We start from the raw sequence: 13,983 nt of genomic DNA, 5'->3' as shown, positions 1-13,983 counted from the left end.
TCAGCGGCAGGAGTTCTCAATCCTCGGCCGTATGTGGAAACCGCCCCGGTGAAACGCCTGTCCATTCCTTGAATGCCCGTGAAAAGGCGGCCGTATCGGAGTAGCCGAGCTGCTCGGCCGCGACCGCGAGCGACATTCCCGGTTTGGACAATATTGTCTTGGCGCGTTCTTTGCGGGCTTCCTGCAGAAGTTCGCGAAATGAGGTCCCTTCGTCGGTCAGGCGCCGCCTCAGCGACCGGTCCGACAGTTTGAGTTCCGCCGCCACCGACGCGCAATCTATATGGGTGCGCCCCAGCCATCGGCCGATGATATCTCTTGTCAGCGATACGAAGCTCTCGCTTGGCGTGGCTCCGGGTCCCATCAGGTCGAGCAGGTGCCATTCCAAAATCCTGCGCAATTTCAGATCTTCGGAAGGCAGGGTACTGGCTAGGCTTCTGTCGAGATCCTCGTTCCGGATCACCAGTGCGTTGTTCAACTGATTGCCAAGCACGGGTGCGCGAAAATATTGCGCCAGACGTTCTTCGCGTCCGCTAATCGAATGTTCAAAATGAACCGAAACTGGAGCCCATCTCGCCGAAATCAGCTGCCTGATCAGCGTGGCATATCCGCTCATTGCAAACTCCGAGTCCTGCGTCCGCGGCCAGATGCGTTCATCCTCGATCCGGTAGAAATAGGTGGTTGTCTGCTGTTCGATTTTGCTGTCGAAAAGGGTGCGGGTCTGCAGACGGGACTGAAACAGAACGAGATAGTTCAGTGCCCCTCTTAAGTTGCCAGATGCGCGGAGCAGCGCATATAAGGGACCCATCTCCGCAAGCCCAAAACTCGCTCCCATTTCAAGGCCCAGATAGGGGCGGTCGAATTTTTCCGCCGCTGCTTCAACCAGTGCAACATAGCGATGCAGCGGGACGAATTCATAGGGAGTGTCCATTTGCGAGCGGAACATGCCATATTCGCGCAAAAGCGGATCGATCCGCTTTCCGACGTCGGCGAGGGCATCGATCAAGGCACCGAGAAACAATAGCCTGATCGTTCCCAGGTTGCCCTTTGCAGCATCGCGCGACGATAAATCGGAGCTAGGTTCGGACATGACCGGAAAAAAGATATGGCCGATTATGCAAAAGGTCAATCCCTAGCTGCAATATACATCCTCGCCCTGATAGCCGAAATCTCACCTTTGCCCGTTTTCCCGCGCTGATGCTCGAGAAATGCGGCGTTGAACTTATTTTGAGGTGTATGTGTGGTGGAATCGAACGGCAATTTGGATGGCGAACGACGGCAGGAGAAAGCGTCCAAGCTGTCCGTAAATGACAAAGGTCAATCCACTGTCTTGCCGGATCTGCCAAAGATCGATTTTTTGTACTTGTCCGAACCGGACATGATCCGCGCCGGTGTCACGGATATGGCGAAGTGCGTCGATGCGATGGAAGAGATGTTTCATCTGCTCCACATCGGCGATTACCGGATGGCCGGCGGGAATAACAATTCCCACGGAGCGGTCGTCATGTTTCCTGACGAGTCTCCTTTTCCGGAGATGCCGAAGAACACGACGGACCGGCGCTTCATGGCGATGCCAGCATATCTGGGCGGCTCGTTCCGCACCGCAGGAATGAAATGGTACGGTTCCAACGTCGATAACCGGGACAGGGGACTGCCGCGCTCCATCCTGACGTTCATGCTCAACGATGCCGATACGGGCGCGCCTTTGGCCCTGATGTCTGCCAATCTGTTGTCGGCCTATCGCACGGGCGCGATACCGGGTGTGGGCGCGCGCCACCTTGCGCGCAAGGATTCGCGCGTCGTCGGCATTGTCGGCCCCGGCGTCATGGCGCGCACGTCGCTTGCGGCTTTCATGGCCACGTGTCCCATGATCGATACCGTCAAGATCAAGGGCAGGGGCAAGGCCAATCTGGACGCATTTACGGCATGGGTAGCCGAAAACTATCCCCAGATACAAAATGTGCGTGTGGTCGATACAGATGAAGAAGTAGTCCGCGATTCCGATATCGTCACTTTCTGTGCCTCCGTCGCGACCGGCGACCCCTCACAATATCCCACGATATACCGGGAATGGGTGCGGCCGGGAACATTTCTGTCGATGCCCGCGCCCTGCAACATCGACGAAGGCATGACCGGTAGCGATGTCCGCAAGATCCTGGATTTTAGCGGGCTCTACGAAGCCTATCTCGAAGAACTGCCCGCACCGCGGCACATCCATATCCCGGCCGTCGGGGTGAAATATTTTGATCTGATCGAAGAGGGCAAGCTCGCGCGCGGCGCGCTGGAAGATCTGAGCGCTATTGTCTCGGGTGACGTGCCTGGTCGCCGCAATGACGAAGAGATCATCATCCTTTCGGTGGGCGGCATGGCCGTCGAGGACGTCGCCTGGGGAACGATGGTTTACCGTAACGCGATTGCCAACGGCATCGGTGTCAAACTCAACCTGTGGGAGGAGCCCGCCCTGAAATAGGCGCTCTTCCTCTATCCCTTCCTTTATCCGAAAAGAGAGATTTATGCCCCAAGTTATCAAGGTCAAAACCGGCAACAAATTTGAAGAACATGGTTCCTATTCGCGCGTCGTCGCCGTCGACAATATGATTTTTGTGTCGAACACCGCGGGGCGCAATCCGGCTACCAAACTGATCCCTGAAGACCTGACCGAGCAGACCAACCAGGTTCTCGACAATCTTGCCTCTGCCTTGAAGTCGGTCGATGCGGGCTTGGGGGATGTCGTGTCCGCTCGCGTGTTTGTGCAGTTTCCGGAAGATGTCGAAACGGTGATGACCGCCTACGGCCATCGGATGCGCGGCATAAATCCGACGCTGACCATGACCTGTCCGCCGTTGGGATCGACCCAGTATAAGGTCGAAATTGATGTGGTCGCGATACGCGGCGTTTCACAGGCAGAGGTCAAGGAATTACATATCTCGCTCTGATATTGGGCGCGGCGAAAGCCGCGCCTGTTTTCCCTTTTCAAGGATTTCATTGATGGCACCGCAAATCGTTCCCGTCGAAACCTCCGGCACTCTGCCCAAGAAGACCACGGTGGTGGTAATCGGGGCGGGGATTGTGGGACTGTCGACTGCTCTGTGCCTCGCCGAGCAGGGTGTGCCGGTGGTCGTGATTGAGAAGGGGCGGCTTGCCGGCGAGCAATCTTCGCGCAATCTCGGTTGGGTACGCAAGGTGATGCGTCCGCCGGTCGATCTGCCGATGGCGCAACTGGCCGAACGGCTGTGGGCCGAAATGCCCGCCCGGGTAGGAGACGACTGTGGTTTCCGCCAGGCAGGAATCGCCTATGTCTCGCGCACGGAGAAGGAGCAGGCCGTTTATGAAACATGGCTGGACTCGGTCAAGGGATCCGGCCTTGATTCGCGGCTTTTGACGCCCGGCCAGATTGCAGACATGGTCCCCGGCAGCACCGGCAGCTGGGTCGGCGGAATCCATACGCCCTCAGACGGCCGGGCCGAACCGACCATGGCATGCAGCGCGATCGCGAAGGCTGCAATGGGGAAGGGCGCGGTGATCGTGGAAAACTGCGCGGTTCGTAATCTAGTGACCACCAGGGGCTCGGTCAGCGGGGTCGTGACCGAGCAAGGCGAAATCAGTTGCGAACAGGTGGTGCTTGCGGGCGGTGTCTGGTCGCGCCGATTTCTGGCCAACCATGGTGTGCGGTTGCTTACCCTGCCACTGGTCGCTGCGGTTCTGCGGACCGAACCTATGGAAGGCCCCACTGACTGCGCAGTCGGTGGCGCCGATTTTTCATTCCGCAAGCGGCTCGATGGCGGCTACACCATTACCCAGCGCGGGGCACTTTTTGCACCACTGACGCTCGATCATCTGGTAATCGGTCTGAAATATCTGCCGACATTGATGGCGCAATGGCATAATCTGCGCGTGTCATTGGGGCGGGAATTTCTTGATGATCTGGCGTTGCAGCGCCGCTGGAAGTCGGGGCAGATATCACCATTTGAAAAGGTGCGGACCATGGACCCGTCCGTCAACCAGTCGCTGAATGATGAGGCGATGCGCAATTTGATCGCAGCCTGGCCGGAGTTCGCCAAAGCCAAAATTGCTCAGCAATGGGGCGGCATGATCGACGTAACGCCGGATTCCATGCCGGTTATCGGCAAAGTCAACAGACTGCCCAATCTCACACTGGCGACGGGGTTTTCCGGACATGGATTTGGCACCGGACCGGCCGCAGGGGCGCTGGTGGCGGACATGCTGATGGGGAACAAGCCGGCCATAGATCCCACGCCCTATCGGCTGGACCGTTTCTGACGCTGGCAAAATCGGCATGGGCGGACTCCTCGCTGCCCCTTATGGCCGTCATTCTATGGGGCGGCAACGTGGTTGTGGCCAAACTGTCGGCCGCCGTGATCAGTCCGGCCGACGTGACCTTCTTCCGGTGGCTGGTTGCGGCATTGCTGCTCGCTCCGTTCGCTGCGGGCCCGATTCTCCGCCACCGGGCAGAGCTGAAACCTCAACTGCCCCGGATGATTATACTCGGTTTGCTCGGCTGTGCGTTGTTTCCCTATCTGATGTATGTGGCCGCAGGGCATACCACGGCCACCAACATTGGCATCATCCAGACGCTCATGCCGCTTATCGCGATCGGCTTGTCCGGCGTCCTCTTTGGCTTCGCGATCAGCGTCGGGAGTGTCGCTGGCACCCTGATATCCCTGCTTGGAGTCGTCATCGTAGTTTGCCAGGGGAGCTTTGATCTGCTGGTTTCCCATCCACCAAACAAGGGTGATCTGATGATGCTGGTGGCGACCGTTTGCTTTGCATTGTATAGCGTCCTGCTCGCCCGGTGGCGCAGTTTGCTCCCGCTGAGCATATCGTTGTTCGTGCAATCGTGCACGGCGGTCGTTGCGTTGCTCCCGGTGATCCTCTTGGCACCCCATGCAGCGATGGAACCGGAGGCACTGCCGTTGATCGCCTACGCCGGCGCGCTCGGTTCTGTGGCGGCACCGCTGCTTTGGATGGGCGGCATTGCCCGGATCGGCTCTGCAAGGGCGTCCATTTTCTTCAACCTGCTGCCGCTGGTTACAGCCGCTCTGGCTATCCTAATGTTGGGCGAGCCGCTTACGTTCCCGCTGATATTTGGCGGCCTGCTTGCGTTGGTCGGTGTCGTGATGGCCGAGCGCGCTGCCAAAAGCGCGGCCGCTCGGCTCGCCAGCCTCTGATCAGCCGAATGCGTCGGCTCCTTCGAGCCGCATGCAAACGGCCTTAGGTTCTGTATAGGCATGCACCGCCTCGGTACCGAATTCCCGGCCCAGACCGGACATCTTGCTGCCCCCGAAGGGCATGGCAAGGTCGAGTATATTATGGGTGTTGAGCCACACCGTGCCAGCGTCGATCCGTTCGGCCAGAATATGCGCGCGATCGAGATTGCTGGTCCAGATGCTCGCCGCCAAGCCGAACGGAGTATCATTCGCCAGCGATACGAAATCGGCTGGATCTTCTACCCGCATCGCGCAGACGACTGGTCCAAAGATTTCTTCGCGCATCACCGTCATTTCACGGCTGACATCGGCCAGCACAGTCGGTCGATAGAACCAGCCATCGCCGTCGCCGGATACGCCGCCAGACAGCGCGGTTGCGCCTTCCTTCTTGCCGGTCTCGACCAGCGAGCTAACGCGATCGCGCTGGCGGCTGGAGATCAGGGGACCAATCTGTGTGGCGGAATCAAATTGTGATCCCAGCTGTAAATCGTCAGCGATCCGGCAAATGCCCTCCATCACCTGATCATAGACCGGCGCTTCGACGAGGAGCCGCGAGCCGGCGGTGCAAATCTGACCCGAATTGGAGAAAATTGCGGCGGCCGCTCCGGGAATAGCGCGTTCGAGGTCGGCATCGGCCAGAACGATCGCGGGCGATTTACCACCCAGTTCCAGCGTGACCCGCTTCATGGTGGCGGCAGAGGCAGCAAGGATGCGCTGACCGGTCGCAGTTGATCCGGTGAAGGCAATTTTGCTGACCTGCGGGTGATCGACCAGTGCCGATCCGGCCTCGGCACCATAGCCTGTGATAATGTTGACGGCTCCTGCGGGAAAGCCTGCCTCGGCAATCAGTTCGCCAAGCCGCAATGTGGTGAGAGAGGATTCTTCCGAGGGCTTGAGAACAACGGTGCAGCCAAAAGCAATCGCCGGGGCAAGCTTCTGGATGGCCTGTCCGATGGGGAAGTTCCATGGCGTAATGCCGCCGATTACGCCAACCGGGCGACGCTGAGTATAGGCGCGATAGATTGCATCCTCGGGGACGAGCGGGTTATGGGTAAGATATTCGCCGTTGATCTTAGAAGCCCAGCCACCGAAATAGCGAAGCCCGTCAATCGTGAACTGCAGGTCGATAGCGCTGGTGACCGCAAGCAGTTTGCCGCTGTCCAGCGCTTCGAGCGCCGCCAGTTCGTCACGGTGCTCTTCGACCAGCAGGGCGAGTTTTTCCAGCAGGCGTCCCCGGTCGAGCGGACGCATCATTTGCCAGGAGCGGCTTTCGAAACAGGCGCGCGCGGCCTTGACCGCACGATCAATATCGTCGGAACCGCATGCGGGAAAGGACATGATGGTCCGTCCAGTGGCGGGATCGATCGCGTCGATCATGGTCGCCGAACCAAGCGGCTCGACGAGCTCACCATTGATCAGCAGTTTTCCGCTGGGCAATTTCACCGAGGATGCGGCGCGGCTGTGCGTTGTCATATTTTCGGCCATGGTCATGCGTGTTTCTCTGTTGTTTTGGCACCGTGCGAAATCGGTTCGCTCGCGCCTGTATCCGAGGCGGGTACATCACCCTCGACATGGGTCGATCCGACGCGGGCGTGGATTTCGGGATGATATTTGCGCAGGTAGAGGCCGTGCAGCAGGCCAATCGTTACAAGCCCCAGGAAAAGAAACGGAAGCCGGTTCACAATCGCAAGATCGGTCCCGGTCAGCGCTGAATAATTGTCCAGCGAAAGATAGGTGATCACTGCGATGATCAGACCACCCACCAGCGGGGCGACCGTCTTGCCGAACGAAAATTCCCCGCGCCGGGCGAAGAACAGCGGAATCGACAGCGAAGTCGCCGTAATCAGAATTTCGAGGCCGACCGCACCCATTGAAGACAGGCTGGTCGCGAGGCTGAGCAAGGGATCCAGTCCGGCTAGGGCAAAAGCGCCAACCACGACCGTCAGTACCACCGTAAGCAGAAGGCATGCGATATAGGGCGACCCGTGAACAGGGTGGATGCGGCCCAGGGGTTTCGGGATCAGACCGTCGCGGGAAAGCGCGTACAGGTAACGCGCAATATTGTTGAAAAAGCCAAGGGTGGCGGCAAAGAGACTGGTCACGGTCAGGAGGCTGAATACATCCCGGCCAAGGACGCCAAGATATTCTGCCGCAATCCCGGTCATCAAGCGTCCAGGGTCGGCGGCGGCGACTTCCTGAACCTTGTCCGGAGAAATCGCCAGTACGAGGCACCATGAGGAAAGGACATAAAACGTACCCAGAACCATTACTGCGCCATAGGTCGCGCGCGGAATTGTGCGCTGCGGATCGCGAGCCTCTTCTTGGTAAATGGCGGATGCTTCGAAACCAATGCAGCCGTTAATGGCATAGATCAGCGCGATACCGAGACCGGGCGCGAAGATCGTGCCGGGTGTGAAGCTGGTAAAATCTAGACCCGATAACCCAACCTTGTAGAGAATGAGCACGTCAATCAACAGGATAAGGCCGACCTCTAGCAACAGGGCGATGGTCAGAACCTTCGCGGCCATGGTTATCTTATGGTAGCCGAGCCACGAGATAATGGCGATACTGAGGCCAGCCCAGATTTCCCATCGTGTCGATACACCGAAGAGACTGTGGAGCAGGTCGGACGAGAAAAATGCCATCGCTCCCAGCACGGAGGCCGCAGCGCAAATATAGGCGGTGACCGCGACATATGCGGCGGCAATCCCTGCCTCCTTGTTGAGGCTGAGCGCGATATAGGCATAAAATGCCCCGGCATTGCGCACATGCGGAGTCATCCGCACATAACCCATGGCAAACAACATCATGACCGCGCAGACCAGAAGCTGTGTTCCCGGCATGCCCGCGCCATTCCCGAACGCCAGCGCGAGGGGAATGATGCCAGCGAGAACCCCCATCGGCGCAGCACAGGCCAGGATCATGAAGATGATATCGCCGGTGCCGAGGGTGCGGCGAAGCGAACTGCTGACCGATATATTTTCTTGTCGAGAAGTGGTCATGAGATCGGCGCTATCCTCCTGTGTCCATCGGCAATGGATTCTGAATGATAACCAATGGCAATATCTTCGTCAGGCGGTATTGCACTTGTAGCATCATAATTTGTATTTTCGGCCAGACGGGGTGGATCCGGCCGCTCTTCCTTGCATTGGCATCGGGCAGCTGCAAAAAAAGAAAGGTAAGGATGCCGACGTTCTCTCGATGTTGAGCGGCTTTCGGATGAAGATTTAAGTCACCGTCAACCATCATTGCGAAATCGGACAATGTGCAGTTTCCTATCTTACCAAACCGGAACAGGAATTTTTAAATATGAAAAAGCTTGGAACTTATGTCGCGGCAAGCTTGCTGGCGGTCGCCCCTGTATTGCTCATGGGTAACGGGCCGCTCCCCTCCCAGGAAGAACAGCTTGTGTCCGAACAGGCCGAGGTCATGAAGACCGTTCATCAATATGTCGACAGTCTGAACAAAGGCGACATTCCCAATGTGATCGCTGCCTGTGCAAAGGAATCATCGATCGTTGACGAATTCCCACCCTATCAGTGGCACGGCAAGGATACATGTGCGCGGTGGGTCGAGGAACTTGCAGCATTCAACAAGGCGAACGGGCTCACAGCAGGGTTCAACACGCTGCGGCAACCAGAACGCGTCGATGTGACCGGCGACAGCGCCTATGTCGTTGTCAAGGCGGATTATCGCTACACGGTAGAGGGCAAAAAGGGAGCGGAGATCGGTGCCATGTTCACGGTTGCACTGCAGAAGCAGGAAGATGGCTGGAAAATTACCGGGTGGTCCTGGTCGCGGCCGAAGTTTGATTTCGATTATTGAGCTAACTTGACTAGCGCAAGCGGCGGAAAGCCCCGCTCCGCTGCTTGCGCGACTAGCTAACAATTTTATTGCAGGCTGAGGCCAAACACTAGGCGGCCTAGACTCAATCTTTGCTGGGTGCCAAGGCGATAACCCGCAGCGGGCTGCCTGACCCTCCCTTGATCTTCAGGGGTGTGGACACGATGACGGATCCGAAAACCGGCAACTGGTCAAGATTGGTCAGGCATTGCAGGCCGAAGCGACCATTGCCATGCAGAATCGAGTGCGCAGGCAGGGGCTCATCGAACAGGGATGCCTGTCCCGCATCCGTGCCCACTGTCTCGACGCCAAGACCGATACAATCGCGGTCGTGGACCAAAAAGCGCATCGCATCCGCATCGGGGCCCGGCGAATGGGCACCGTCATCCTTGAGGTTGAGATAGGATAAGGTGCCGACCCGCTTTGACCAGTCGGAGCGAAGCAGGACCCAGTGACGATTGGGGATCGGGCCGTTCTGCTTTTCCCAATTTTCCAGGAATCCGCGGGTAAGGATGAAGTCATCATCTTCGTTCGCTTCATCGGCGATGTCGATCACCACTGCAGGATGAATGAAGTCCCGCGCGGGGATGGCATCCACCGTGCCATTTGGGATGTCGCGACCCGTGATCCAGTGCGCGGGGGCATCGAAATGCGTGCCTGTATGCTCATTCATCGAGATATTGTTCCAATACCAGGCCGGGCCGTTGCCGTCGTAACGCGAGACCGTTTCCATCCGGAACGGTTCGCACTGGCCGAACTCCGACGGCAGAACGATAACCGGAAAATCGCTCGACAATATATTGGTAAGATCGATAACGCGAATCGCGCCGCTCGCGATGTCGCCAAGCATCGCGGTAAGCGCAGAATTGGGGACGGTATTCATAGGTTCTTCTCCCGGGCATAGAGCATCGGATCGGCAAGCCAGCGCGCCATGGCGTCACTGGCTACGTCGCCGACGCAGCTTTGTTCACGGCCCTCATGCAACGCGTTGACAATCGCTGAAGCCAGACGGGCAGGAGCGACCTTCGGCGGCGGTACGGTCTGATGATGTTCATCCTCGACCGGGCCGGTAAAGACGGAGAGGACACGCACGCCGGCGCTGCGCATTTCATGGCGGAATGACTGCAGCAGCGACAATCGCGCTGCTTCCGCCGCTGCAAAAGCCGCATTGTCTGCTGCGCCGACCATGGCGTCGCTCGAGATCAGGTCCACAAAGGCACCGTGGGATCGTCCTGCCAGCATCGGCGCGCAGGCCTCTGCCAGCCGGGTAAAGCCGATTGCCGAGACATCAAAGGCGCGGCGTTGCTCGACAATATTGGCCTGGTCACTGACGCCGCCGCCACGCACATGGCGGTCGGTGTTGATGACTATATCCAGCGGACCACCGACCTTGCTCAGCGCCTCGGTCAGACTGACCTGGTCGACGATATCGAGCGGTACCGGCTGGACTCCCTTCAGGTTGAGTATCGGATGCTTTTGGTCGGTCAGGCGTTCTGGTGGTTGCATTCCGGCAACGATCAAGCCTGCCCCGGCATCGTGCAAGGCCTTGACCACAGCCAGGCCAATCGCGCTGCTGGCATCGCTTACCAGCACGGTTTTCCCAGCAACAGGCACTATGAATTCGCGCAACTGCGGGTCGGTCATATCAATTTCTCCTGTGGGTGGAACCGCGAACAGCGCCGCGTTTCCGCTCCGATCCAGCATGAGGCGGACTGCAGCCCGGTCCTTTACCCCAAGATCCCGATGCAGGTGAACCAGGGCCACCGGTCCGGCATCAAGTGCTACCTTGCCCATCCGCCAAGGCAGATGGTCCCGGAAATAGAGGTCGGTGGATGTACGGATGATCGTCTCACATAATATTTCCGCCCCGTTTGGACGGTCCTGCCAGACGAGTTCGCCCCAGCAATGGGGGCAAGCGTCACGCGGTGGATAGGTGGCCTTGTCACAGTCGGTGCAGACTTGCATAACGAAACGGCCCTGTGCGGCGCGGGCCGACATCGCATGCATGGCGCGGCTGCGGCTCGCGGGCGAAATATGGCGGGCCTTTTTGCGTGCCACCGGATCGCGCTTTTCGCGAGGGAAACGCCCGGTCATTTGATTGCCCTCAGCGCAGCAGCACCGGTACAGATGCCGCGATCATAATTGACCAGCCCAAAGCCCGATACGACCGCGATTTCGGCTTCGGGCACCTGATCGCCCAGCGGCTGCCCGATAATCTGGCGCAAGCCTTCGGTCATGTTCTGAAAGCCGCCAGCAGCCCCAGCCTGGCCTGCAGACAACTGGCCGCCGTTGGTATTCAGGGGCAGGTCGCCGTCAATGTTGAAACTCGTGCTCCGGATAAAGTCGGCGACGTCTTCCTGTTTGCAAAAGCCGAGATCCGCGAGCTGCATCGCGACGATCACCGGATAATCATCATAGACCTGAAGACTATCGACATCTGCCGGGCTTATTCCGGCAGAAGCCCAGAACTGATCAATATCCATAGCCCAGCCGCCGCGCAGCTGCACAGGATCTTCGGGAAAGGCGTTGTGCCGTTCGATCGTGGCCAGAACGCTGGCAGCAGCAAGGCCACGCGCCTTGGCGATTTCAGACGTGGTCACGATAAAAGCTTCGGCTCCGGCACAGGGCATGACGCAATCGTAGAGATGGACAGGATCAGCGATGGGGCGGGCAGAGAGATAGGCCTCCAGCGACAGCGGACGGCGTTGCAGGGCCAGCGGGTTCGACATTGCATTGGCGCGCTGGGCGACGCACAGCTTGCCGAAATCCTCGCGCGTGACGCCGAAAGCGCGCATATAGGCATCGGTGATCAGTGCGAATGTCGCATTGGGACCGCCAAAGCCATAGGGATAAACCGCATCCTGGGAAAACCGGGAGAAGTTCGCGAGACTATGCCGGAAGCTGTCGATCTGGTTGGTGTCGGCGGCCAGGCAGACGACGATTTCAGCATCCCCGCATTGCACCGCGCGCGCGGCCCGGCGCAGCGCCATGACGCCGCTCGCGCCTCCGGTTGGCAAGTGGTCCAGCCATCTCGGAGTGAGCCCAAGATGCTGCGTCAATCCGACAGCGGTATCCGGACCGGCGGAAAAGCTGGCAAAGCAGAAACCGTCAATATCATCCGGGCCGAAACCGGTGTCGTGCGCCAGCTGACGGAGAGCCTTTCCAGCCCACCAGTGTGCGCTCTCCGGCGAGAAGCGCACATAAGGCACGGTCACCGGAGCGCAAACGGCAACGCTGTCATAGGGGGAGGGTGCGCGGCTCATTTGCTCCGTTTCTTGAGAGCCCGGGTATCATACAGATCGCCCGCGGCCATTTTCTCCGCGACGAGATCCTTCAGGGCGGCCCGCAGGATTTTTTCCGTGGGTGTGCGGGGCAGTTCACTGACAAAACCGATCCAGCCCGGCACCTTGTAATAGGCCATCTCTTCCAGCGCCCAGCGGGCAATTTCCGCTGCGGCATCGGCATTCGAGAAGGACCCGTCGGTCACCAGCAAAGCGACCACCTCATCACCGCGCACCGGATCGGGCGTCGCGGCTACCGCGACTTGCCTGATGGTCGGGTTCTTGGCCAGAATCGTTTCAACCTCCACCGCAGCAATATTTTCGCCCGACCGGCGGATAACGTTCTTTTTGCGATCGACAAAGTGTAGATCGCCATCGGCGTCACGCGAAACGATGTCGCCGGTGTGGAACCATCCATCCTGCCAGGCTTCGTCAGTCGCTTCCGGATTTTTCAGATATTCCCGAAAGAACCCATAGCGAGGATTGTCGCCAGCACGCCTGACGAGCAGTTCGCCCGGTTGTTCTCCCACGACATCTCTGGCTGCATCATCAACAATGCGAATGTCCACTTCGTCGGTCGGTCTGCCGAAGCAACTTGTGCCGATCTTGCGGGGTTCGCGGTGCGCGCTGATGACGCCGCCGCTGCCGGTTTCCGTCATCGCCCATGCCTCGATCAGGGGGAAACCGAAGCGTTCTTCAAAGGCCCCATGCAATTCGGCGGGAGCGCCAGCGCCGAAGCCAAAGCGGACGCAATGTTCTTTGTCCTGCGGACCGGTCTCGGTCTTCATCAGCATGGCGGGCATGACGCCCAGATAGTGAAGACAGGTCGCCTTGCTCTCGCGCACGGAATCCCACCAGGTTGATGGATGAAAGCGGTCAAGCACGGTCAGGCAGCCGCCCATGGTGACCATTGCGATCGTGGATACGGCCATGGCATTCATGTGAAATACCGGTAGCGGCGTGAGCATCCGCTCTTCACCGGGGCGCAGGGAAATAAGGCCGCCGGCATCGCGATACCAGTCGCCCGAATGCAGAAAATATTCGTTGGACAGCACGCACCCTTTGGGGCGCCCCGTCGTACCTGAAGTGTACAGCAGGGCTGCTTCGCGTGAGGCGCCATCGCCCGATGCCGTTTGTCCTTTGTCGACCAGGGGCGGTACCGGATCGAGGGGTGTGACAGGCACCATAGCGCTGCCTGCGGCTTGCGCCGCTGCTGCGACTTCTTCTTTTCGTTCCGGCACGACGAAGGCTGCCGCCATTTCGGAATGCTCAATCAGATATTCAAGTTCGCTCCGTCGGAGATCAGGGTTAATCGGGACTACCGAAGCACCAAGGCTGTTCGCCGCGAACCAGATTTCGATAAACTCCGGCCTGTTTTGCAGCAACAGGCCGACCCGGGTGCTTTCGCCATATCCTGCTTCGGTCAGGGTGTGTTGCCGTACGCGAACCCTTTCGAGCATCTCCTTATAGGAGATTTCGCCGGCAGGAATTGCATAAACCTCTGCGGTTTCGGGAAGAATGTTGAGGAACGGCTTGTCCGGCCAGCGAACGGCTGCAGCGGCAAAGCGTTCGAATATCGTGTTGTCGTTCACAATCACATCCAGTCCCTCTTGTTCGTCTGCACCCCGTGCGCC

At 58.7% G+C, this 13,983-nt stretch carries 13 protein-coding genes; 5 read left to right on the top strand and 8 right to left on the bottom strand.

Features of this window, described 5'->3' with window-relative positions; all coding sequences use genetic code 11:
• Positions 1 to 16 precede the first annotated feature (16 nt).
• The gene (locus ACN0WW_RS13350; RefSeq protein WP_417613310.1) at positions 17 to 1,087 is read right to left on the bottom strand and encodes an AraC family transcriptional regulator ligand-binding domain-containing protein; all 1,071 of its coding nucleotides are present in this window, start codon (positions 1,085 to 1,087) and stop codon (positions 17 to 19) included.
• Positions 1,088 to 1,327: 240 nt separating this feature from the next.
• On the opposite strand from ACN0WW_RS13350, the gene ACN0WW_RS13345 reads away from it, so the two are divergent.
• The 4 genes from ACN0WW_RS13345 to ACN0WW_RS13330 are packed head-to-tail and all read left to right on the top strand — an operon-like array spanning position 1,328 to position 5,186.
• The gene (locus ACN0WW_RS13345) at positions 1,328 to 2,467 is read left to right on the top strand and encodes a tyramine oxidase subunit B (protein WP_417613413.1); all 1,140 of its coding nucleotides are present in this window, start codon (positions 1,328 to 1,330) and stop codon (positions 2,465 to 2,467) included.
• Positions 2,468 to 2,510: 43 nt separating this feature from the next.
• The gene (locus ACN0WW_RS13340) at positions 2,511 to 2,933 is read left to right on the top strand and encodes a Rid family hydrolase (RefSeq protein ID WP_417613308.1); all 423 of its coding nucleotides are present in this window, start codon (positions 2,511 to 2,513) and stop codon (positions 2,931 to 2,933) included.
• A 52-nt stretch (positions 2,934 to 2,985) separates the two neighbouring features.
• A complete protein-coding gene (locus ACN0WW_RS13335) occupies positions 2,986 to 4,278 on the top strand; it encodes an NAD(P)/FAD-dependent oxidoreductase (protein WP_417613306.1) in 1,293 nt (430 codons plus the stop codon).
• A gap of 41 nt (positions 4,279 to 4,319) precedes the next feature.
• Positions 4,320 to 5,186, top strand: a complete 867-nt coding sequence (locus tag ACN0WW_RS13330) for a DMT family transporter (protein WP_417613304.1) — start codon at positions 4,320 to 4,322, stop codon at positions 5,184 to 5,186.
• On the opposite strand, the gene ACN0WW_RS13325 is transcribed toward ACN0WW_RS13330, so the two are convergent.
• The 3 genes from ACN0WW_RS13325 to ACN0WW_RS13315 are packed head-to-tail and all read right to left on the bottom strand — an operon-like array spanning position 5,187 to position 8,489.
• Positions 5,187 to 6,716, bottom strand: a complete 1,530-nt coding sequence (locus ACN0WW_RS13325; RefSeq protein ID WP_417613302.1) for an aldehyde dehydrogenase family protein — start codon at positions 6,714 to 6,716, stop codon at positions 5,187 to 5,189.
• Complete coding sequence (locus ACN0WW_RS13320) at positions 6,713 to 8,227, bottom strand: APC family permease (protein WP_417613300.1); 1,515 nt, start codon at positions 8,225 to 8,227, stop codon at positions 6,713 to 6,715. Before ACN0WW_RS13320 ends, ACN0WW_RS13325 begins: the two co-directional genes overlap by 4 nt.
• A 10-nt stretch (positions 8,228 to 8,237) precedes the next feature.
• The gene (locus ACN0WW_RS13315) at positions 8,238 to 8,489 is read right to left on the bottom strand and encodes a hypothetical protein (protein ID WP_417613298.1); all 252 of its coding nucleotides are present in this window, start codon (positions 8,487 to 8,489) and stop codon (positions 8,238 to 8,240) included.
• 45 nt (positions 8,490 to 8,534) lie between these two features.
• Here ACN0WW_RS13315 and ACN0WW_RS13310 point away from each other — a divergent pair, with 45 nt between their 5' ends.
• A complete protein-coding gene (locus ACN0WW_RS13310; RefSeq protein ID WP_417613296.1) occupies positions 8,535 to 9,050 on the top strand; it encodes a YybH family protein in 516 nt (171 codons plus the stop codon).
• Positions 9,051 to 9,153: 103 nt separating this feature from the next.
• Here the strand turns inward: ACN0WW_RS13310 and ACN0WW_RS13305 are convergent, their stop codons facing one another.
• From ACN0WW_RS13305 to ACN0WW_RS13290, 4 genes are read right to left on the bottom strand one after another with little or no spacing between them, the layout of a single operon-like run.
• Positions 9,154 to 9,951 carry a cyclase family protein gene (locus ACN0WW_RS13305; protein ID WP_417613294.1) on the bottom strand — a complete coding sequence of 266 codons (798 nt, stop codon included), beginning with the start codon at positions 9,949 to 9,951 and terminating at the stop codon, positions 9,154 to 9,156.
• A complete protein-coding gene (locus ACN0WW_RS13300) occupies positions 9,948 to 11,162 on the bottom strand; it encodes an SDR family NAD(P)-dependent oxidoreductase (protein WP_417613292.1) in 1,215 nt (404 codons plus the stop codon). Before ACN0WW_RS13300 ends, ACN0WW_RS13305 begins: the two co-directional genes overlap by 4 nt.
• Positions 11,159 to 12,331 (bottom strand): thiolase family protein, encoded by a 1,173-nt coding sequence (locus tag ACN0WW_RS13295; protein ID WP_417613290.1) that lies wholly within the window; start codon positions 12,329 to 12,331, stop codon positions 11,159 to 11,161. The genes ACN0WW_RS13300 and ACN0WW_RS13295 overlap by 4 nt, the downstream gene beginning before the upstream one ends.
• Positions 12,328 to 13,941, bottom strand: coding sequence for an AMP-binding protein (locus ACN0WW_RS13290; RefSeq protein WP_417613288.1), 1,614 nt, complete (start codon positions 13,939 to 13,941; stop codon positions 12,328 to 12,330). Before ACN0WW_RS13290 ends, ACN0WW_RS13295 begins: the two co-directional genes overlap by 4 nt.
• Positions 13,942 to 13,983: the final 42 nt, after the last annotated feature.

The sequence above is a fragment of the Parasphingorhabdus sp. genome, assembly GCF_048269865.1.
GTDB lineage: Bacteria > Pseudomonadota > Alphaproteobacteria > Sphingomonadales > Sphingomonadaceae > Parasphingorhabdus.
This window is presented reverse-complemented; position numbering and strand designations above follow the sequence as displayed.

Bases quoted from the DNA above. Each gene is read 5' to 3' on its own strand.
- ACN0WW_RS13305 (WP_417613294.1), bottom strand. From the start codon at position 9,951: ATGAATACCGTCCCCAATTCTGCGCTTACCGCGATGCTTGGCGACATC.
- ACN0WW_RS13335 (WP_417613306.1), top strand. From the start codon at position 2,986: ATGGCACCGCAAATCGTTCCCGTCGAAACCTCCGGCACTCTGCCCAAG.
- ACN0WW_RS13295 (WP_417613290.1), bottom strand. From the start codon at position 12,331: ATGAGCCGCGCACCCTCCCCCTATGACAGCGTTGCCGTTTGCGCTCCG.
- ACN0WW_RS13330 (WP_417613304.1), top strand. From the start codon at position 4,320: ATGGCCGTCATTCTATGGGGCGGCAACGTGGTTGTGGCCAAACTGTCG.
- ACN0WW_RS13325 (WP_417613302.1), bottom strand. From the start codon at position 6,716: ATGACCATGGCCGAAAATATGACAACGCACAGCCGCGCCGCATCCTCG.
- ACN0WW_RS13300 (WP_417613292.1), bottom strand. From the start codon at position 11,162: ATGACCGGGCGTTTCCCTCGCGAAAAGCGCGATCCGGTGGCACGCAAA.
- ACN0WW_RS13340 (WP_417613308.1), top strand. From the start codon at position 2,511: ATGCCCCAAGTTATCAAGGTCAAAACCGGCAACAAATTTGAAGAACAT.
- ACN0WW_RS13320 (WP_417613300.1), bottom strand. From the start codon at position 8,227: ATGACCACTTCTCGACAAGAAAATATATCGGTCAGCAGTTCGCTTCGC.
- ACN0WW_RS13350 (WP_417613310.1), bottom strand. From the start codon at position 1,087: ATGTCCGAACCTAGCTCCGATTTATCGTCGCGCGATGCTGCAAAGGGC.
- ACN0WW_RS13310 (WP_417613296.1), top strand. From the start codon at position 8,535: ATGAAAAAGCTTGGAACTTATGTCGCGGCAAGCTTGCTGGCGGTCGCC.